The sequence below is a fragment of the Bacillus sp. S2(2024) genome (assembly GCF_050474045.1).
GTDB lineage: Bacteria > Bacillota > Bacilli > Bacillales > Bacillaceae_G > Bacillus_A > Bacillus_A yunxiaonensis.
In genome coordinates this window covers 4,622,832-4,642,543 of record NZ_JBFLUS010000003.1, presented here as the reverse complement: position 1 = coordinate 4,642,543, position 19,712 = coordinate 4,622,832, and the positions used below count along the sequence as shown (strand labels likewise).

General features: G+C 35.2%; 20 protein-coding genes and 1 pseudogene. 7 read left to right on the top strand and 14 right to left on the bottom strand.

Going from position 1 to position 19,712, the window contains the following annotated elements; translation table 11 throughout:
* The first annotated feature begins 78 nt into the window (after window positions 1-78).
* The 3 genes from AB1284_RS23675 to AB1284_RS23665 all read left to right on the top strand — a co-directional run bounded on the left by AB1284_RS23675 (window position 79) and on the right by AB1284_RS23665 (window position 2,704).
* Complete coding sequence (locus AB1284_RS23675; protein ID WP_429752779.1) at window positions 79-930, top strand: GRP family sugar transporter; 852 nt, start codon at window positions 79-81, stop codon at window positions 928-930.
* A gap of 135 nt (window positions 931-1,065) precedes the next feature.
* The gene (gene proC, locus AB1284_RS23670) at window positions 1,066-1,869 is read left to right on the top strand and encodes a pyrroline-5-carboxylate reductase (protein WP_429752780.1); all 804 of its coding nucleotides are present in this window, start codon (window positions 1,066-1,068) and stop codon (window positions 1,867-1,869) included.
* A gap of 1 nt (window position 1,870) precedes the next feature.
* Complete coding sequence (locus AB1284_RS23665; protein WP_429752781.1) at window positions 1,871-2,704, top strand: aldo/keto reductase; 834 nt, start codon at window positions 1,871-1,873, stop codon at window positions 2,702-2,704.
* Between the two features lie 114 nt (window positions 2,705-2,818).
* Here AB1284_RS23665 and AB1284_RS23660 read toward each other — a convergent pair whose 3' ends face one another.
* From AB1284_RS23660 to AB1284_RS23645, 4 genes are all read right to left on the bottom strand, one after another.
* Window positions 2,819-3,958, bottom strand: a complete 1,140-nt coding sequence (locus AB1284_RS23660; RefSeq protein WP_429752782.1) for a YhgE/Pip domain-containing protein — start codon at window positions 3,956-3,958, stop codon at window positions 2,819-2,821.
* Between the two features lie 53 nt (window positions 3,959-4,011).
* Window positions 4,012-4,593 (bottom strand): TetR/AcrR family transcriptional regulator, encoded by a 582-nt coding sequence (locus AB1284_RS23655; protein WP_429752783.1) that lies wholly within the window; start codon window positions 4,591-4,593, stop codon window positions 4,012-4,014.
* Between the two features lie 87 nt (window positions 4,594-4,680).
* Window positions 4,681-5,211 (bottom strand): hypothetical protein, encoded by a 531-nt coding sequence (locus AB1284_RS23650; RefSeq protein ID WP_429752784.1) that lies wholly within the window; start codon window positions 5,209-5,211, stop codon window positions 4,681-4,683.
* 20 nt (window positions 5,212-5,231) lie between these two features.
* Window positions 5,232-6,131, bottom strand: a complete 900-nt coding sequence (locus AB1284_RS23645) for a helix-turn-helix transcriptional regulator (RefSeq protein WP_429752785.1) — start codon at window positions 6,129-6,131, stop codon at window positions 5,232-5,234.
* A gap of 288 nt (window positions 6,132-6,419) precedes the next feature.
* On the opposite strand from AB1284_RS23645, the gene AB1284_RS23640 reads away from it, so the two are divergent.
* On the top strand, window positions 6,420-6,881 hold the full coding sequence (locus AB1284_RS23640) for a YusW family protein (RefSeq protein WP_429752786.1): 462 nt from the start codon (window positions 6,420-6,422) through the stop codon (window positions 6,879-6,881).
* Window positions 6,882-7,185: 304 nt separating this feature from the next.
* On the top strand, window positions 7,186-9,012 hold the full coding sequence (locus tag AB1284_RS23635; RefSeq protein ID WP_429752787.1) for a glucosaminidase domain-containing protein: 1,827 nt from the start codon (window positions 7,186-7,188) through the stop codon (window positions 9,010-9,012).
* Window positions 9,013-9,097: 85 nt separating this feature from the next.
* Here the strand turns inward: AB1284_RS23635 and AB1284_RS23630 are convergent, their stop codons facing one another.
* The 7 genes from AB1284_RS23630 to AB1284_RS23600 all read right to left on the bottom strand — a co-directional run bounded on the left by AB1284_RS23630 (window position 9,098) and on the right by AB1284_RS23600 (window position 15,167).
* Window positions 9,098-9,322 (bottom strand): hypothetical protein, encoded by a 225-nt coding sequence (locus tag AB1284_RS23630; RefSeq protein ID WP_429752788.1) that lies wholly within the window; start codon window positions 9,320-9,322, stop codon window positions 9,098-9,100.
* A 1-nt stretch (window position 9,323) separates the two neighbouring features.
* A complete protein-coding gene (locus tag AB1284_RS23625; RefSeq protein WP_429752789.1) occupies window positions 9,324-9,647 on the bottom strand; it encodes a YbjQ family protein in 324 nt (107 codons plus the stop codon).
* A 199-nt stretch (window positions 9,648-9,846) separates the two neighbouring features.
* Entirely contained in the window at window positions 9,847-10,371 is a 525-nt protein-coding gene (locus AB1284_RS23620) for a hypothetical protein (protein WP_429752790.1), read from the bottom strand.
* A gap of 309 nt (window positions 10,372-10,680) precedes the next feature.
* Window positions 10,681-11,304, bottom strand: coding sequence for a hypothetical protein (locus tag AB1284_RS23615; protein WP_429752791.1), 624 nt, complete (start codon window positions 11,302-11,304; stop codon window positions 10,681-10,683).
* A gap of 170 nt (window positions 11,305-11,474) precedes the next feature.
* Complete coding sequence (gene dctP, locus AB1284_RS23610; RefSeq protein ID WP_429752792.1) at window positions 11,475-12,755, bottom strand: C4-dicarboxylate transporter DctP; 1,281 nt, start codon at window positions 12,753-12,755, stop codon at window positions 11,475-11,477.
* A gap of 122 nt (window positions 12,756-12,877) precedes the next feature.
* Window positions 12,878-13,576 carry a response regulator gene (locus AB1284_RS23605; RefSeq protein ID WP_429752793.1) on the bottom strand — a complete coding sequence of 233 codons (699 nt, stop codon included), beginning with the start codon at window positions 13,574-13,576 and terminating at the stop codon, window positions 12,878-12,880.
* Window positions 13,566-15,167, bottom strand: a complete 1,602-nt coding sequence (locus AB1284_RS23600) for an ATP-binding protein (RefSeq protein WP_429752794.1) — start codon at window positions 15,165-15,167, stop codon at window positions 13,566-13,568. The genes AB1284_RS23605 and AB1284_RS23600 overlap by 11 nt, the downstream gene beginning before the upstream one ends.
* 88 nt (window positions 15,168-15,255) lie before the next feature.
* Here AB1284_RS23600 and AB1284_RS23595 point away from each other — a divergent pair, with 88 nt between their 5' ends.
* Both AB1284_RS23595 and AB1284_RS23590 read left to right on the top strand, forming a co-directional pair.
* Entirely contained in the window at window positions 15,256-16,323 is a 1,068-nt protein-coding gene (locus tag AB1284_RS23595; protein WP_429752795.1) for a TRAP transporter substrate-binding protein, read from the top strand.
* A 371-nt stretch (window positions 16,324-16,694) separates the two neighbouring features.
* Window positions 16,695-17,201, top strand: a complete 507-nt coding sequence (locus AB1284_RS23590; RefSeq protein ID WP_429752796.1) for a mismatch-specific DNA-glycosylase — start codon at window positions 16,695-16,697, stop codon at window positions 17,199-17,201.
* 100 nt (window positions 17,202-17,301) lie between these two features.
* On the opposite strand, the gene AB1284_RS23585 is transcribed toward AB1284_RS23590, so the two are convergent.
* The 3 genes and pseudogenes from AB1284_RS23585 to AB1284_RS23575 form a co-directional block, all read right to left on the bottom strand.
* Window positions 17,302-18,099 (bottom strand): putative protein N(5)-glutamine methyltransferase, encoded by a 798-nt coding sequence (locus AB1284_RS23585; RefSeq protein WP_429754392.1) that lies wholly within the window; start codon window positions 18,097-18,099, stop codon window positions 17,302-17,304.
* A gap of 375 nt (window positions 18,100-18,474) precedes the next feature.
* Entirely contained in the window at window positions 18,475-18,855 is a 381-nt protein-coding gene (locus AB1284_RS23580) for a VOC family protein (RefSeq protein ID WP_429752797.1), read from the bottom strand.
* 256 nt (window positions 18,856-19,111) lie between these two features.
* A pseudogene (locus tag AB1284_RS23575) lies at window positions 19,112-19,476 on the bottom strand (VOC family protein).
* Between the last annotated feature and the right edge of the window lie 236 nt (window positions 19,477-19,712).

Here is a 19,712-nt window from a genome sequence, read left to right as displayed (position 1 = left end):
CTCTACTTCTCAAGTAGGAAATTACCGATTGTTAGAACGGAATACATTTTATTGATATAACAAGAAGGGAGCCTTGTAATGGACATTTTATTAGCACTTCTTCCTGCATTGGCATGGGGAAATATTTTATTAATAAGTGTAAAAATGGGCGGCGGTGCATATAGCCAAACAGTAGGTATGACAATTGGCGCTCTAGTCTTCGCAACAATCATGTATGCATTTACAACACCTGCATTATCCTTAACTATATTAATTGTTGGCTTTATTTCAGGTTTATTTTGGGCTTTGGGGCAAGTCAATCAATTAAAAACAGTTCAAACAATAGGCGTTTCAACGACTGTTACAATTTCAACAGGTATGCAGCTTGTAGCTACTACTATCTTTGGGGTTATCGCATTTCATGAATGGACAACAACTACTACAATCATTCTGGGAACGATTGCAATCCTGTTAATTGTGATTGGTGTTGTTTTTACTTCTTTAGATGATAAAGAAAATGCACAGCCACCTGGACAACTAAAAAAAGGAATCGTTACTCTAATTACTTCTACTTTCGGTTACCTTGTATATGTAGTCATTATTCGCTGGTACAACGTTGATGGTTGGTCTGCTATTTTACCTCAAGCGGTTGGTATGTTCGTTGGAGCTGTTATACTAACAGCTAAACATAAACCATTTAACAAATATGCAGTTCGTAATATTTTATCTGGTTTATTATGGGGTACAGGTAACTTATTCTTATTCCTTTCTCAACCAAAAGTTGGTGTTGCAACAAGTTTCTCGTTATCCCAAACTGGAATCATTATCTCAACATTTGGTGCAATCCTCTTCTTAGGTGAAAAGAAAACAAAACGCCAAATGGTATTTATCGCACTTGGTAGTGCATTAATTATTGGCGGTGCAGTTCTTCTTGGTATGACAAAATCTTAATTATATATCCTAGTTTCGGAAATGATACTTTCTGAGACTAGGATTTTTTTATGCGTAAGTCTTTTCTTTTTACAATTATCTTTCATCAATGTTATCGTTTTGTTACTACATTTCCTATAGGAAGGATTAAAGGATATGCAAAAGAAACAACGAATTTTATTTATTGGTGCAGGCCGTATGGCAGAAGCAATATTTACTGGTCTACTTAAGACGAGTAAAGAATATATCGAAGAAATTATTGTATCCAATCGAAGCGATACAGAAAAACTCAAGCAATTAGAGCAACAATATGGCGTATCAACTACAAATGATTGGAAACAGTACATCCAGGTTGTGGATACCATCGTTTTAGCAATGCCACCAGCTGCACATGAACAGTTATTAGCGGAATTATCTCCTCTTCTAACCCATCAGTTTGTAGTGACTGTTGCTGCTGGAATTGGCCCATCTTACTTAGAAGAAAAACTTCCTCAAGGTACACCAGTTGCCTGGATTATGCCAAATACAGCTGCGACGATTGGACAGTCTATCTCCTTATATACAATGGGACATTCTGTAAATGAAGAACAGCAAGAAACACTGCAACTGCTTTTAAAAGGCATTGGTACATCACAACTTTGCACAGAAGAAGAAATTCATCAACTAACTGCGGTTACTGGCAGTGCACCAGCCTTCCTTTACCACTTTGCTGAAGGTCTAATTGAAGCAACAAAAAGTTATGGAATTAATGAAGCAACAGCAAAACATCTTGTCATTCAAATGATTGCAGGTTCTGCTGCTATGCTCGAGCAAGAACAAGATCCAGCTATGCTGCGTGAACAAGTGACAACCCCAGGTGGCTCAACTGCAGAAGGTTTAAAAGTTTTATATGAGCATAATTTCTCAAAGATCATTCACCAAGCAATTGAAGCAACAAATAAAAAAGCTAGGGGGAATTAAAGTGAAATTAACGAGCTTACAAGATTACACAACTTTACATAATGGTGTGAAAATGCCATGGTTTGGTTTAGGCGTCTTTAAAGTAGAAGACGGATCAGAAGTTATTCATTCTGTAAAAGCAGCGATTAAAAATGGCTACCGCAGCATCGATACAGCTGCCGTATACAAAAATGAAGAAGGTGTCGGGCAAGCTATTCGTGAAAGCAACGTACCTCGCGAAGAACTATTTATTACTTCAAAAGTATGGAATAGTGATCAAGGTTATGAATCTACACTACAAGCTTTCGAAACAAGTCTACAAAAGCTTGGCTTAGAGTACTTAGATTTATACTTAGTACATTGGCCTGTAAAAGGTAAATATAAAGAAACGTGGAAAGCGTTAGAAAAACTTTATAAAGATGGTCGTGTTCGTGCTATTGGAGTGAGTAACTTCCAAGTTCATCATTTACAAGACATATTAGAAGATGCAGAAATTAAACCAATGATTAATCAAGTAGAATATCACCCGCGCTTAACACAAGAAGAATTGCATACGTTTTGTAAAGAACATGATATTCAATTAGAAGCATGGTCACCATTAATGCAAGGCCAATTACTTGACCATCCAACATTACAGGAAATCGCGGCAAAGTATAACAAATCAACTGCACAAATCATTTTACGCTGGGATCTGCAAAATGAAGTTGTAACAATTCCAAAATCCGTAAAAGAGAATCGTATTATTGAAAATGCAGACATCTTTGATTTTGAATTAACTACTGAAGATATGAAAGCAATTCAATCTCTAAACGAAAATCACCGTGTTGGTCCGGATCCGGATAATTTTAACTTTTAGAAAGAAAGCCACTGTATATGCACAGTGGCTTTCTTCTCTTTAAAAAACTGAATACAACTTACTTGTTTACTCATTGTATCTATGGTGCTTTAACAAAAACGGATACCCTTTTCTTTATGCCTCTTTTATCACACGTCTCTTCCCTTTTAATACAAATGATACCCCCGTCGCAACTAGCGCTACAATTTGTGTAATGATAATTATAAATAATAGAGAAATAATATTTTCTTTTAAACTTCCGCCGCCAAATATTATTGTATAATAACCATTCGCAGCGTATGTTGCGGGTAATAATTCACCAATTGTTTGGTATGTTTTGGATAACATTGCATGTGGAACCATAACACCAGAGCTTACAAGTTGTAATGAAAGCGAAATAATATTAAAAAGCATGCCTGCATTTCCAAATAAGGTAATAAACATTTGTGTTAATGATAGGAAAGCAAAAAAGACAATTGCTTGAAATATCCATACATTCCATACTGTTTCTTGCACTTCAATTTGAAATGCTTTCATTAAACCAATTGTAATGCATGCAAGTAGGATCGATACTGTGCCGTTAATTACTTGTCGCGATAAGTAATTATCCCAGCTGCCTCCTACCTGTTTTGCCACTTTAGATAATTCCATACTCATAATCATCGCTCCTACAAATGAAGCTAACACGATCATAAGCGGTACCATGTTTACGGAAAATCCTTTTGCATCATTGACTTTATGAATCGTAAATCCAACTGAATCTTCGGTTAAGCCTTTTATTGCTTCTATGCTTCCTGGTCCCATGGCTTGTAATTTCCCAGCAACTGCTTGCTGTTTATAATTTGATACTTCCTTATTTACATTGTCACGAACTTGTTTCGCGACTCCTTCCATCATCTGCTTTGCCATCATAGCGTTTGCTTGGTTAATATGAAAGGTTAAATCTGTTTTCCCTTTTTCGCTTACATCCTTTGAAAAAGAAGTCGGAATTTCAATAATCATATCGTATGCATGTGCATTCATTTCTTCTTTTGCTTTTTCCATAGATTTTTCTTTGGTTACTTGCAAAGGTAGGTTCTTCTGTAAACCTTCTGCTACTTTACTTCCCATGTTCGTATCCTGATTCACAATAGCAATGTGCATTTGATCCGCTCTTTCATTTACTCCATCGTACGCTGTAAGCCAGACGCAAAAGAAAATAAGTTGGAATGCTAATGCCACTACAATCCCTATATATGTACCCGGTATTTTTAAAAATTGTTTCAATGTATTCATCTTTCCACCCTTTCGCAAGCAAGTACATACTTGCTTTTAATTTTAAATAAATACTAGGGTCTTAATGCCCTAGCATATAAGGTTATATTATTTTCAATAAAATTCTCATCATTGATCTCTATAAGTCGATTTTCAAAACGCAATTTGGATAGAAAATAACCAAAATTAATCCATATAAAGTTCATTACTTGTGCTTCAATATTTGTATGAATAATCTTTCCTTCTTGTTGCATCTTTTCAAAATAAATCATCAATTCTTCTTTTAATCCTTTTGGTATCTTAGAAATTTCATCATCTAATTCAGGAAATTCCCCTGCTTCACGTATACCAATAGAAATTATATCTTTCGCTTCATTCAAAAATTTATGATAGTGCCTTGCTAAATTCTGCAAATCTGTTTCTAATTCCCACACAATTTCTGTTTGTAGAAACTGTTTTAAATGCGGCACATATGAAAATTCATAAACGGCTGCTTCAATGATGCCCTTTTTATTTTTAAAATTACGAAATATCGTTACTTCATTGACGCCAGCACGCATTGCGATTTCTTTCGTTGTTGCTGCTTTATATCCTCTTTCTTTCACTAACTCAATTGCTGCTTGAATAATTTTGTCTGCTGTCTTTGAGCGTGCCATACAATCCTCTCTTCCTCATGCAAGTGATCACTTACATTTAGATTATATAACTTTTCTAATTACTGTCAATCCATTTCTTGTAAATAATTAAGAGCGATACTCGTATAAACAACCAAGAAACTGAAATACAGTTAATATAAAACTAAATAAAAGCATGACTAATATACTCATATGTAAAGATGGCTGAAAAATAGTAATTGCTCCCCAAACGCTTATACTAATAAAGAAAAATTGAGCAATGACTCCCGTCGGTTTCAACCATATCCTTGTCTTTTGTTTTGTGATCTTCACTAAAAAACCGATAATTGAAAATAAAGTTAATGCAATAAATGCTAGCCATCTTCCATAGGCAATATCATAGGTTTCAACTTGACTCGGAAATATGAAATGAATGCTACGAAATAATAGAATACCAATACCGATACAAATAATTAAGGCAAGGAAACATTCTATAATAGCCTTAAATAGGGAAGGTAAAAGTGGCTTTCTTTTCCCTATTGCTTCTATCATTTCACTTAACACACCAATTATAAAGAGTACAAAAAACCATATAAGGAAATAAAAAGGCGTTTCTAATTTCAACAATTCCGATATTGAATAGAATAACATTTTCCACATATGTTCTTTCTCACCTTTACTTATTCTTCTATGTCTTCAAACTGCAAATTCGTAGGTTCTTCAGAAAGAGTCTCATAAAAATTTTCTGCTAAGTCCGTTGACGGCACCTTTTCATCAACTTCATCCAATCGAAAACTATCCGCCCATATACAGCCTTCTCCTGATAATAAAATACCAAATGCAATTCCGAGCGCTTCTTCTTTTATATCCAGCACAACTGAATAAAGCTCCCAGTTTGTCGTATTTTTAATTGGACGATTTTGCATATTATCCATCGCTAATGGTTCTGTATCTTTTCCGTCCACACGCATCCAAAGACCAGCCCAATCATTTACTCCCTCACTTTTAATAAACGCTGTTAGGCGTAACCGCTTTCCACGATATGTATCCGCTTTAAACATTTGCATAAGTGTTGTGAATCCACCATGAGTAACACCTTCTTTCGCTTTTATATAAGCCGATGTTTTTCCTTGATGGACAGTTTCATAGTCTAATCCCATCTCATATTCTGCAGGGTGGCTCCCGCTTAATACCCACCCTTTTGGTAATCCTTTTTGCATCGAAACGCCCTCTCTTTCTATATAAAAAGCTTGAAAATATGTACGATACCTTCTCGGTGGTAAATGGAACATACCTTTAAATGCCCTAGTAAATGCTTCTTGTGAAGAAAATCCATATTGCATGGCAATATCTAATACAGATCGATCCGTCATCACTAATGCCTGTGCCGCATATGTTAATCGTCTCTTCCGAATATATGTGTTGACACTCATTCCAATATTATCCTGAAAAATCCTATGAAAATGATACATAGACATAGCACAATAAGAAGCCACTTCTTCTAGAGTCAATTCTTCCTCAATATGTCTTTCCATATAATCAATTGCACGCTTTAATAGTTCACCATACCCTCTGCACATTCATCATCTCCCCTTATATTCCCAATCTAACATAAATATGCCATCTGTTTTTTGATTTAAATTGCGATATTTTCAATCCTTTTAGCATTCATGCTATTGCCCGTAATGACAGGGTGTATATAAAAAAGAAATAGTTTCTCCCAAAAACTTAAAATTATCCAACCTTTTGTAAGAACCACTTTTTCTTTATGCTTCATTTCCTTATTGTAAAAAATCATTACTTTTTCTTACATAAAAAGATAAAAATTGGAAAACCTTTTATTGAAAACTACTAAGGAGGCATACAAAATGAAAATCTTATTTTCAATTCTTTTAGCATTCATGCTAGTACCTGCAATGACAGGATGTACACCAAAAAAGCAGGATACAACTACTAATAAGAAAACGACAGAAGGAACAAAAGATGCAGTAAATCAAGATTTAAAATTAAGTTTTAATGAATTCGATTTAAAGGCAAATTATCAAGATACAAAGAAAGACTACGAAGCAGACTTTAAACAGAAAAAAGCAACTGACAAACCAGAAGCAAAAGTAGACGATAGTAAAACAAATGAAAGGTTGGCTGGAGATGAAGCAATGAATAAATTGGCTCCGCTCTTACAACAGCTTAAATTTGATAAGGACACAAAAGACCAAGATGTCGTTAATCAAATAGTAGATGTATTCCAACTCGATAAAGATTATCAAAAATTCGACTTAAAAGTTGTCTTTACAGATGGAACGAAAAAAGAATATAAAATGCCAAAATAAAGTGAAACTTCCTTCTGGGATCGTTTTTTCCCAGAAGGTTAGTTGAACCAATCAAGCTTTTACGGGATAAAAAGTTGACGTTCCAAGTCAGCTTTTTATTTTTCATATTCCTCACTTAACTACCTCACTTTTATATCTACATTTTCCTAGATATTTATTTCAACATTATCATAATATAAAATTATTTTAATATTATTCTATTAAATATCTACAATATTGCATTTGTTTTTTCCTCCTTCCTTGTTACAATAGTAGTTAGGTTAATATGAAACTAAAAAACTACTAAAAGGAGTATTAGTAAAATATGTTTAAAAAAGCTACAGCAATTATTCTAGCATCTAGTATAATTTCTATTCCTATAACAGGTTTAGCTGAAACCGCAACAACTTACAATAAAGCAACTACAACAAATGAAAATGCGACTTCTAAAACACAGACTGGATGGGTTCAACAAGATGGAAAATGGTATTACTTCAATCCAGATGGCACTGTAAAAAAAGGTTGGTTACAAAATAATAATAACTGGTATTACTTCAATTCAAGCGGAGTAATGCAAACTGGCTGGTCATTTGATGGTAGCGCTTGGTATTTTTTCAATTCCAATGGTGCTATGCAAACCGGTTGGCTTCTCGACGGGCAAAATTGGTATTTTCTAAATTCTAATGGAGCAATGAAAACAGGTTGGCTTCTTGATAATAATAATTGGTACTATCTAAATTCAAATGGAACAATGAAAACGGGTTGGTTATTAGACGGAGATAAGAAATATTATCTTGACCAAAGCGGTGTTCTAAAGAACGGTTGGCTACAAATAGATAATAAATGGTATCATTTTGACAATTCAGGTGTCCTTCAAACTGGATTTGTAACAGTGGACGGAAAAACTTATTATTTCGATAATAACGGCGTAATGAAAACGGGTTGGTTACAACAAGGAAATAACCGATATTACTTCCAAAATGACGGGGTAATGAAAACAGGTTGGCTTCTTGATAATAACAATTGGTATTACCTCAATTCTAAAGGAATAATGCAAACTGGTTGGCTGCAAATAGAAAATACATGGTACTATTTACAAAATGACGGTGTTATGCAAACTGGATGGTTTTCAGATGGTAGCGCTTGGTATTATTTAAATTCTAGTGGAGCGCTGCAAACTGGATGGTCATCCATAAATGGAAGCTGGTATTACCTGCAAAGCAACGGTGCAATGAAGACAGGATGGCTACAAGAAGGAAATACATGGTACTATTTACAGTCAAATGGTGTGATGCAAACTGGATTTGCTTCGATCAACGGAACAACGTACTACTTTGACAACAGCGGTGTTTGGATTCCTGAAAATGACATTTCCGCTACATCATACATAAATCTTGATTTAACATACGCTTCAAATGTTACTGGAGCAGAAATTGATGCAGATATTAAAAAATATCATCCAGATAGTCCATTAATTGGGCATGGAAATGACTTTGTTGCAGCTCAAACTAAGCATGGTGTTAATGCTCTTTATTTAGCTGCACACGCTATCTTAGAGTCAGGATATGGTCAATCTGAAATTTCATATCGCAAGCATAACCTATTTGGGTTACGAGCTTACGATTCTGATCCATTTAAATATGCGAAATATTTACCAACTTTCGGTGATAGTATTTCTTATAATGCCAATTATGTAAGAGAAAAATATTTAGAAGCAAGCGGACCGTACTTCAACGGTCCAACATTACAAGGTATGAATGTAATGTATGCAACAGACCCAGAATGGTCTCCTAAAATCGCAAAAATTATGGAACGTATTAAACCTTTCAAAAAGCAAGATTATTTATATGCAAAAAAATTACCAAAGAACCCAAGTACCTTAAACGTGGACGCATTATCTAGTGATATTCCATACAAAACATATCCACAAGGAACAACAGCAACTGCCAAACTACCTGCTTTCTATTACGTTGTACCATATCCATTTGATGGGGTAATCAAAAGTCAACCTGTGACAGAAAACTATCAAGGTACATTAGCAGCGGGCACACCTGTATTTGTTTATCGTGAAGATCCAAACGGATGGATTGAATTCTCTCTTACAATGACGGGAGAGAAATATTGGGCATTAAAAACCGGATTAAATATGTAAACAAAAACAGCTCTTTTAGGTTTCGTCTAAAAGAGCTGTTTTTATGCAGTCACAGTTATTTCTATTAATTTCTTATAACAATAAACTAACATTTTTTATGAAACCTTTTTCCATTCATTTCATTATAGTATACTTCATATTTCTCTCTCGTAATTGGATCAAAATATATTTCACCTGTAAACAAATACCCACTTGGTACTTCTGTGCCATGATTATCTTGTAATCTTTTATCTTTTCTTTTAGCAATCATTAAAATGACTAAAAAAATAATTATCTGTACAGAAAAATATATGAAAATGCCTTTCCACATACTATTCAGCCATTTCTACAATAACAGCTGTACCATATGCTACAATTTCACTCATATTATGACTAAGACTGCCTGAATCAAAACGAACCATAATAATTGCATTTGCCCCCATTGCTGCAGCATTTTCAATCATACGATCTAACGCATATTTCCTTGCATCCTCAAGCATTTCTGTATACTGTGAAATCTCTCCCCCAAATAAACCTTTGAATGCAGCCATAATATCTTTTCCTAAACCTCTTGCCCGTACTGTTAACCCAAACACAGTTCCTAACGTCTTTTTTACTTCATAACCTGGCACACTTTCCGTTGTTACAACAATCATTTCGTTCAACTCCTTCAAAAAATATCATTATTATCAATAATGATAATAATATATACAGAGAATGTCAAACATTCTATTATCCCATATCAAATTTTTTACAAAAGAACGCAAAAACCCTTACCTTGATTTCTTCAAATCTCAAGGTAAGGGTTTTACTACCGTTACATGCAAGGTAAAATAACTTGGCTTGTAAACAAAGTTATTTCGCTCCCTGCTCTTCTTTTTTATAACGATCATAATAATTAACTGCTGTAGAAAAATGTACTTCAACATCACGAATTAACGCAGAATTTTCTTCTTTCGCTAATTGCGCTAATTTTTTCATTGCCTGTTCTGTTTCATTTAAAAAACCCATATACTCGTCGTTTTCTCTTTCTTTTGATTTTGGAACTCGAATTTCTTTACGCACATTCTCAATATCTGCTAAGGTATTTTCTGTTACCTTTTGTACGTCTTCTTTAAACTTCGGAGATTTTAATGTCCCTTGAGATCCTTCTTTAGCTGCTTTCCAAATATCCATAGCCTGATTTACTTCGTCATTAATTTTTTTCTCATATTGACTATGTACGGAATTATACACTTTCACATCTTCCGGATTGTCTTCTTTATGATCTATTTGTTCTACTTTTTCTTTTGTTTCTTTTTTTGCTTCTTTATTACTAGTACATCCTGTTAATAGTAATGCACTACTAAGCAGAATCGCACCCCAAGCTTTTTGTTTCATTTCAAACTACTCCTTTTATCCGCTGTATTTCTTCTATATATTATATGACAATAAGTAAAAAATTACATGTTTCCAGTATCTTTTGTATCTATGACAGTTTCTATTTCACAATATTGTCACTTTATCTACGCTACTTATACTAAAAACCTATACGACAACTACCAAATAACAGGCTGAAACATTCTTTTTTTTGAAGAATGAAATTAGCAAAACAATTCCCAAATAAATTTTAAAAGCTGATTTATTTGTTTCTAACAGTATAAAACTCCTTCAGAAGTATGAAGGAGTTTTACTCTCTGCTATTGTAAGTCAATACTTAAATTGCGGCTCCGTTTGCAGATAATAGCCATTTCTCACATGTCCTACCCAGTTAGCAAAGAATTCTCTCCATGAAACACTATTAAAAAATGCGTCTACAGATTGTGTTTCAGAATTCCAGTCTAATATTAAAAATGGAGCATTTCCTAACTGCCAAATCCCTCTTTGAGTATCCGTACCTGTTTCTCGAATTAATAATAATGGTAACCCATATTGATAACCCATCGATGGTTCAATTTGTGAAAAGGGAGTACCTTCCCAAAATGGTGTTTGAGGTTCAAACGCTCCTACATTTGTTTTTAATCCTTGAACAAAAAATCTTTGAAAATTAACTGCTACTAGTCCATAACTAGATAACACCATTCTTCGTATACTTGTTAATGGTGTTTCAGGATATAGATCACTTCGCGGGATTGTACGGGGAAACAGAAGAGCTTGTTCAATTTCTAAAATAAGCCGATCCAAAAATTGCTGTTGCAATTGATTCAGAGTATTTACTGTACTTAAAAATACAGGAATTCGAAAAGCTTGATCCATCGCTTGTTGTAATTTTGCAGAAGTATATACACCTTCGTCAGTATTTATATAAGGACTGTTCGTCGTATTTTCTTCCATCTGCATTTCTCCTTTCATTTTATTAATCAGTATATGTAATTCTAGAGAGAAGGCTTGGGAAACTTTACAAAAAACTACCCACCAATTATAGTGGGTAGTTCCTTCATGGCCTTTGGTTATTTACTTGTTACCATTTGCTTCATTCCCTTTAAACCAAACGCCTCCAACTCTTATGCACTAATTTCCTTCGTCTCTTTCAATACTTTCATCCCAGAAACTGCTTCTGCATATTTCGCTTCGTCAAATTCGTTTTCACTCTTTGCGACAATTATTGTAGCAATCCCATTTCCAATTAAATTTACAATGGCCCTTCCTTCACTCATGAAGCGATCGACTCCAAGAAGTAATGCTAATCCTTCTAAAGGAATAACCTTTAATGCTGCTAACGTAGATGCTAATACAATAAATCCACTTCCTGTCACACCTGCAGCCCCTTTAGACGTTAACATAAGCACTAAAATAATTGTAACTTGCTGTCCAATTGTTAAATCGACACCAAATACTTGTGCTAAAAAGACAACTGCCATGGATAAATAAATAGACGTACCATCAAGATTGAAAGAATAACCTGTTGGAATAACAAGACCAACAACAGATTTTGAACATCCATATTGCTCCATCTTATTCATCATTCTTGGCAGTACAGATTCAGAAGAACTTGTTCCTAATACGATTAATATTTCATCCCGAATAAACTTTAAATAATTCCATAAACTAAACCCATATATCTTACAAATAATATTTAAAACAACAAAAACGAATAGGAACATCGTTATGTATACCGACATCATTAGTTTCCCAAGTGGCATAAGCGAAGCAAGTCCAAAGTAACCGATTGTATATGCCATAGCACCAAATGCTCCGATCGGTGCAGCTTTCATTACATAGCCAATAATTTTAAAGAATACGTGTGAAAGTTTGTCTAAGAAATCAATCACTGAGTTTCCTTTTTCTCCAAGAGCCGCTAGCCCTATACCAAATAAAATCGAAAAGAATAATACTTGTAAAATATCACCTTTTGCAAACGCATCAACCATATTAGAAGGAACGATATGGGTTACAAAATCAATCCAGTTAATGCCATGTCCCCCGCCTTGTGTATATTTTGATACGTCTCCTTTTGCAAGCTCATTGAAATTAAGGCCTTCCCCTGGCTTCATAATATTTACAACAATTAAACCAACAATAAGTGCAAATGTAGTCACAACCTCAAAATAAATAAGTGCTTTTCCACCGACCTTACCAACCTTTTTCATATCTCCCATTTTGGCGATACCGAGTACAATTGTTAAGAAAATAATCGGTGCAATTACCATTTTTACAGCGTTGATAAATGTATCGCCTAATGGCTTCATTTGTTTACCGACACTCGGCCAAAGTAATCCAACTAACACACCAAGCACAATAGCCGTTAATACTTGAAAAGTTAAATTTTTAAAGAGTCGTTTCACCTTTCTTCCCCCTCCTCTAATTTTATAAACTTTTCTACCCCTTTGTTTCTAACATAATGATAGCGTTTACATGACAAAGAGAGAAGCTTATGGTCATAACGAATATTTTGTTCATTTTGGTCTTAGTTTTTCGTTTCGTGAAACACATAACGGTTAATTGGTCTTCCAACTCCACCATATTGAACTGCCAAATGAATTACGCCCCTTTTTTCTAAGTAATCTAAGTAGCGTCGAGCCGTCACTCTAGCTATACCAATCGCACGAGCCACTTCTTCAGCAGAACGAGGTTCTTCTTGCTTTTTTACATACGTTACAATTTCATTTAATGTAAATTCGTTCAAACCTTTTGGCAAACTGCTCACTGTTTTCTCAGAACGCCCAGAGTATAGTAATAAATCTAGTTGCTCCTGCGAAATAGCTCCAGAATCTCTCAAACTTGTTCTATATTGACGGTACTTCTCTAACGCTTGCTGAATCCGATACAACTTAAAAGGCTTAATAATATAGTCTAATGCGCCATTTTGAAGCATGAGTTTAATTGTTTCCCTATCTTTAGCAGCAGACACAACAATTACATCCGTTTCTAATTCTTGCTTTCGAAATTCCTGCAGTACTTTAATACCATCCTTTTTAGGCATAAAGATATCCAAAATAACAAGATCTGGATTCATTTTTTTGACAAAACGAATCCCCTCCTCACCATCGTTTGCAACAGCTATGACTTGAAACCCTTCTACGCTTCTTATAAACTCTTTATTCACTTCCTGAACCATTGGATCATCTTCTATCAACACTACTTTAAATTCCTCTTTACATGCCATACAATTCCGCCTCCATCTCCATTGGAAAAGTAATGATAAAAGAAGTTCCTTCATCTTGAAAAGATGAAATCCTAATTTCTCCTCTTCCCTTTTCAACAATTTGTTTTACTAGAAAAAGACCATAACCTGTCCCGCTACGCTTATTGACCGTAAACCCTTTTTCATATACTCTTGGTAAATACTCTTCTTTTATTCCGCAGCCATTATCTTCAACTAATATTGCACATACGTCCTCTGACTGCTCAATACTAATATCAATTCTTTTGTTCTCAATCTCAATTTGTTCAAATGATCCAAATGCATTTTCTATTAAATTACCTAATAATACAACAAAATCGTGTTGATCTAATTGGTACGGAAAAGCTTCCAAATAACTATTTTGATCAATAAGGACCTGAATTCCGAGCTCTTTCCCTCTACTAATTTTACTTAAAAGAAGACCTGCAACGGCATCATTTTTAATTGTCTCATTTAAAAAATTTGTTACACTTTCCTGTTCTTCTGAAGTGTTATATGCAAGTTGTAATGCCTTATCAGATTTACCAAGCTGAATTAACCCTGCTATTGTATGAAGTTTATTCATATGCTCATGGCTTTGCACACGCAATGCCTCTACAAAGTTCTTCACACCAGTTAATTCCTCCGCTAGCTTTGTTACTTCAGTACGATCTTGGAAAATTGCTACAGCTCCAATTAATTCATTACCCTTCTTAATAGGGATACGATTACTTAAAATAACCTGTCCGCTGACTTTTATCTCTTCATTGTACACTGCCTGATTTTTCTCCACGATTTCTGGAAGCCTTGTATCCTGTAATACTTTACGAATAGGCTTTCCTACAACATCTCCATCTACATGAAAAACCTGCTTTGCTTTCTCGTTGAAAACCGTAATAATTTCTTGATTATCAATTGCAATCACACCCTCATTCATTGAATGAAAGGTTGCTGTCCTTTCTTCAAGTATCCGTTTAATTTCATATGGCTCTAACTGAAACATTTGCTTTTTTATATGGTTGGCAAGCATTAACGAACCTATCAATCCAAATATTAAAGTTAGTATGACTATAAAAAGAATTTCTCCTCGTAATTCAACCATAATCCCCCAAAAGCTTGGTATTTTATTTCCCACAACAACAACACCAATTTGGTTTAAGTTTTGATCTTTAATAGGCATAAACGCACGAATTACAGTATCTATATCTCCCTTTGCTTTTGAAAAATAAATATGCTCTGCAAATGCTGGTTCTTCATCCGCTCCTTTTGAAGGTTTCCCGATCATTTCTTTCACCGGATGCGAATATCGAATTCGATCCATATTCATAACTACAATATAATCTGTTTCATTAATTATCCTGATCTTTTCAATAACAGCATTTAATGTAATCCATCCACTTGCTTCTTGAAGAGCCCTCTTTACATCTGACATTTCTGCTACCGTTCGCGCTGTATTCATAGATCTAATTCTTAATTCTTTTTCTTCTTTTTGTTGAATATTTGCGATTATAATTCCTCCGCTAATCATAAGCGAAAATATAACTACTGCATAAGAAAGAATCGTAATTTTCCAACGGATCGGTAATTTTCTCACTTTTGGTCCTCCTTCCCTCTAAAAGCATCTTTACGAATAGAAATCTTCTCGGTATGCTTACAATAACGACCTCAAGAGGAGGACTAAGATGAAAAAAGCAGCTACTTTTATACTCCTTTTCATCACTTTAATTGCAAGCGCTTTACTTATTAAATATCAAGGTTATTTTTTTCAAAATAAACTCTCATATGATGATGACCAAGAAGGACTAAAAGACCAAATCGTCTTTAAATTTAGCCATGTTGTAGCAGAAAACACACCAAAAGGACGTGCTGCCAACAAATTTGCTGAACTCGTTGATGAAAAATCAAATGGTAAAATAAAAATAGAGGTCTTCCCTAACGGAAGCTTATATTCTGATATAGAAGAATTTCATGCTTTACAATCTGGGCAAGTACAAATTATTGCCCCCTCTACATCAAAACTTGGAGCATTCTCCCCTGAATGGGGCGTACTTGATTTGCCATTTGCTTTTTCAAGTTATGAAGCCTTACAGGAAGGCCTAAACGGAAAAATTGGGGATCAATTACTTCAATCCTTACAAAAAAATGGAATAAAGGGGCTTGCCCACTGGTCCAACGGCTTTAAACAAATCACTTCAAATAAAGGACCCATTTATACACCCGAAGATATAAAGGGACAATCTTTTCGCATCATGCAAAGTGATGTAATCAAATCCCAATTTGATTTATTAAAAGTTCACACATATCCTGATTCATTTAACTCTACATATCAATTAATTGAATCAGGAAAAGTTGACGGCGAAGAAAATACTATTTCAAATATCTACTCTAAAAAATTCTATAACGTTCAAAACTATTTGACAATTACTAACCATGGGTATTTAGGATATGTTGTTATGATGGATCAAAAAACCTGGGACAAACAAACGAAAAAAACAAAGCAAATATTAATGGAAGCAATGGAAGAAACAACTGCTTGGAATAATCAACAATCCATTCAAATGAACAAAGAACAGCTTGAACTCATTAAACAAAACTCATCAATTCAAATTCATGAATTAAACGACGAACAACGAAAAGAGTGGGAAAAGACACTATCACCTATATACGACAAACTTGCTCCTACGATTGGAGAGAATTTGGTGAAGGAATTGAAAGAATTACAACGAAAATACGACACACAAGTTCCATAATAGCAAAACACATACATATTCAAGGGTAGATGCAAAAAGAGGCTGGGACATAAATCAAAGAAAAATCTGGTTTACGCTCAGCCTTTTTGAAAATATTTCAATGTCTTTGTTTAAATTTAAGAATTCACATCTGATATGTCTAACTTGAATCCATATCTAAGAACAAGAATGATAAAAACACTTTTTCAGCCTATAACTTTTTTAACAGCCAGAAGTATCATGAAATTTGTCCATTTTTAATTCACTTAAACTTCCCCCTTACATCTTTCTGGAGGAAATTTAATCCAACACATTAAAAAGAAACTAAAAAGGTTGTGGTAAAATAAAAAAATTTTATCAGTTTGTATTCCAAATAAGGAGGCAATTTAATCTTGAACCCAGTTAATGATCATATTAAAAAAGGTTTAAAAATTTTGTTTGTCGGCTTTAATCCAAGTATTCGTTCAAGTGAAACAGGGCGTCACTTCGCCAATCCTAATAATCGTTTTTGGAGAATTCTCCATGAAGCGGGACTAACACCGAGAAAATATGATGCTTCGGAAGACTATAAATTATTGGATTTGGATATGGGTATTACAAACATAGTAGCAAGACCAACTAAGGCAGCAGATGAGATTACCAAGGAAGAGTATAAAGAAGGAAAAGAAATTTTAAAACAGAAAATTACACAGTTAAAGCCTGAAGTAGTCTGTTTTGTTGGGAAAGGCGTTTATCAAGAATATAGCGGTCGAAAGGTAGCACCATGGGGACAACAGCCTGAGCCAGTCATACCCGGAACAATCGATTTTGTTGCCCCCTCCTCAAGTGGATTAGTAAGAATGAGGCTTGAAGAAATTGTGAAGATCTATAAGCAGCTGGCTCAATTAGTATGCAAGTAAGACATTGGTAGGTATTTAGTACCGTCGTTTTTTTGCATCGAACTACCCCCACCTATCTTCTTTGTTTTTCTCTAAATCTTGAGGTGGGGGGTCTTACTGCTCACAAATAGCGGGATAAACAGGCAGGCCTAGTTCCGATGACAACGGTGGCATCTAGTTCATTAGAACAGGCCACTTGCGGTATCAGCCCATTACGAACGAAGATCTCGACAGTTTGCTTTGTCTGCCGTTCACTAGTCTCGACCAGCAAATGGCCGCCAGGTGCCAGCCAATCTAGCGCTGCAGCCGCCACCCGTCGCTGGACATCAAGCCCGTCCACACCTCCGTCGAGTGCCACACGCGCCTCATGTATGCGAGCCTCTGAGGGTAGTATCCTAATCATCTCAGTAGGTACGTAAGGTACGTTGGCGACCAGGATATCAACGCGGCCCCGCAGTGTAGTAGGCAAAGGTTCGTAAAGGTCACCTTCATACACGTGACCACCGGTGGCAGCGACGTTGCGCAAGGCGCACTGTACCGCGGCTGGGTCAATGTCAGAGGCGTATAACTCAATCCGTTCCTGCGCTGCCGCCAGCGCCGCGCCCAGCGCGCCCGAGCCGCAGCACAAGTCAACCACGACGGCTCCTGGCCGTGTGAGGGCGGCAGCCTGGCGGACGAGAAACTCTGTGCGGCGGCGAGGTACGAAAACGCCCGGATCCACCGCTATCCGCAGACCGCAAAACTCCGTCCAGCCGATAACGTGCTCAAGGGGCAAACCAGCTACTCGTCGGTCTACCATAGCAGCGAGATCCTCCGGCGTCCTGGCCGCAGAAATGAGCAACCGTGCCTCATCTTCGGCGAAAACACAACCAGCAGCCCGAAGCTTAGTAACGACGTCTGTACAGATGGTATCATTCACAAATGATCCTACCTCGGCATGGGATGTTACATCTTCACTTTTTGAAGTTCCATCCTTAATTGTTAACTTACTTTCATCAACACAATTGACTCTCCCGAAGTTCAAAGATACTTTCCTTGATTCCATCAATTCCCCTCATTCCCCTCTTCATAATCTGTCCGTTTATTTAATAAATTAAATTGCAGTTCAGTCTAATTGGAGCTGAAATTTTTCTTATTATCCTTTACAAAAAAACACACCAAAAGAGATATCATTATGGAATCTCTTTTGGTGTGTTTTAAATGACTCCATTTTATATTAAATAACTTTATTGTCACTCAACATGAAAACGACTAACATTCGTTTTCATATTTGTTTCTCCTATAATTTTGTGATTTACTTCTTTTCCATGACTGCAAAATAATTGTTTTCATTATCAGCAAAATTAAATACTCTACCAGAAGGAATACTTACAATTTCTCCGACTGTAATTTTTTTATCCGAAAAGTCTTTATATAACTTATCAAGATCTTCCGTAAAAAACATCATCGAAGGTGTACCAAGATTTAATTCAGGCTGCATTTTAGCAATTAATTCTTTATCATGAAGAACGATACTCGTCCCCGCTTCCTTTGTTGGAGAAACTTCAATCCACCTAAACCCTTGGCCGTTATCTTCTTCAGAAACGACAATAAACCCTACTTTTTCTATCCAAAATTGCACTGCCTCATCTTGGTTATTTACATATAACATAATTTGACCGACTTTATTAATCATTTACTTCTCTCCCTTTCTTCTCGTTTAGTTAATATTAATTTTTTTCTTTTAAGCATTCCATTATACTTTGGTATTCATATCATATAATCGCCTAATGATGATATCAAATATAAAGCCTAAATAATTTTTCATGGTTCCATTTATAACATTACTTGAAAATGAACAAATAAAGTTAAGCCACTACAATTGTTTGTTTTAGAAATCCGCCCTGTTAGAGTAAATTTCAAATAATGTTTGATCAAAAACACCTAACTTTTTATGCTTCAGTATTAGCTTCAGATACTCTAACAAGAAGTCCTTGATTATCTAAACAATAAGCAAAGTAACCCATATTAGGAATAGCTGTTTTAGATACAACTACTTGTCCACCATTTTCAGTAACTTTTTTATGTATTTATCAACTGAAGGTACTTCAATAGAATTAGTAGTTCTGGGAACACCGTCAGGGGATTTCATCAATCCACCATCGATACCAGGTTTACCGCTCTTACCCGTAATAATAAATCACTAGTCTTGTGGTCCAGGCATCTTTTCAAACTTCCAACCAAAACTATTTGTATAAAATTCAATTGCTTCTTCAGAATTGGGAACTTGAAATTCAAACCTTAAAACTTTACTCATTTTCATACCTCCTTTTGTTTTACAAAACAATTATACAAGAACATACGTTCTATTGCAATTTCAATTAGAATTACTTTCAAATTATTTCAAGTTTTAATGCGCTGCACAATCTCTTATTCCAGAGACTAGCCCTTTAACGGAACAATTCTATCATCAATCAACAGTTCCTTAATTCATCTTTTAATTCAGATATTCTTTTCAATGTAAAAAGCCCCTTTAGATAAGCCATATCCAAA

Bases quoted from the DNA above. Each gene is read 5' to 3' on its own strand.
- AB1284_RS23650 (WP_429752784.1), bottom strand. From the start codon at position 5,211: ATGTGGAAAATGTTATTCTATTCAATATCGGAATTGTTGAAATTAGAA.
- AB1284_RS23675 (WP_429752779.1), top strand. From the start codon at position 79: ATGGACATTTTATTAGCACTTCTTCCTGCATTGGCATGGGGAAATATT.
- AB1284_RS23595 (WP_429752795.1), top strand. From the start codon at position 15,256: ATGAAAAAAGCAGCTACTTTTATACTCCTTTTCATCACTTTAATTGCA.
- AB1284_RS23605 (WP_429752793.1), bottom strand. From the start codon at position 13,576: ATGGCATGTAAAGAGGAATTTAAAGTAGTGTTGATAGAAGATGATCCA.
- AB1284_RS23645 (WP_429752785.1), bottom strand. From the start codon at position 6,131: ATGTGCAGAGGGTATGGTGAACTATTAAAGCGTGCAATTGATTATATG.
- proC (WP_429752780.1), top strand. From the start codon at position 1,066: ATGCAAAAGAAACAACGAATTTTATTTATTGGTGCAGGCCGTATGGCA.
- AB1284_RS23580 (WP_429752797.1), bottom strand. From the start codon at position 18,855: ATGATTAATAAAGTCGGTCAAATTATGTTATATGTAAATAACCAAGAT.
- AB1284_RS23620 (WP_429752790.1), bottom strand. From the start codon at position 10,371: ATGAAACAAAAAGCTTGGGGTGCGATTCTGCTTAGTAGTGCATTACTA.
- AB1284_RS23635 (WP_429752787.1), top strand. From the start codon at position 7,186: ATGTTTAAAAAAGCTACAGCAATTATTCTAGCATCTAGTATAATTTCT.
- AB1284_RS23615 (WP_429752791.1), bottom strand. From the start codon at position 11,304: ATGGAAGAAAATACGACGAACAGTCCTTATATAAATACTGACGAAGGT.
- AB1284_RS23630 (WP_429752788.1), bottom strand. From the start codon at position 9,322: ATGTGGAAAGGCATTTTCATATATTTTTCTGTACAGATAATTATTTTT.
- AB1284_RS23655 (WP_429752783.1), bottom strand. From the start codon at position 4,593: ATGGCACGCTCAAAGACAGCAGACAAAATTATTCAAGCAGCAATTGAG.
- AB1284_RS23640 (WP_429752786.1), top strand. From the start codon at position 6,420: ATGAAAATCTTATTTTCAATTCTTTTAGCATTCATGCTAGTACCTGCA.
- AB1284_RS23660 (WP_429752782.1), bottom strand. From the start codon at position 3,958: ATGAATACATTGAAACAATTTTTAAAAATACCGGGTACATATATAGGG.
- AB1284_RS23625 (WP_429752789.1), bottom strand. From the start codon at position 9,647: ATGATTGTTGTAACAACGGAAAGTGTGCCAGGTTATGAAGTAAAAAAG.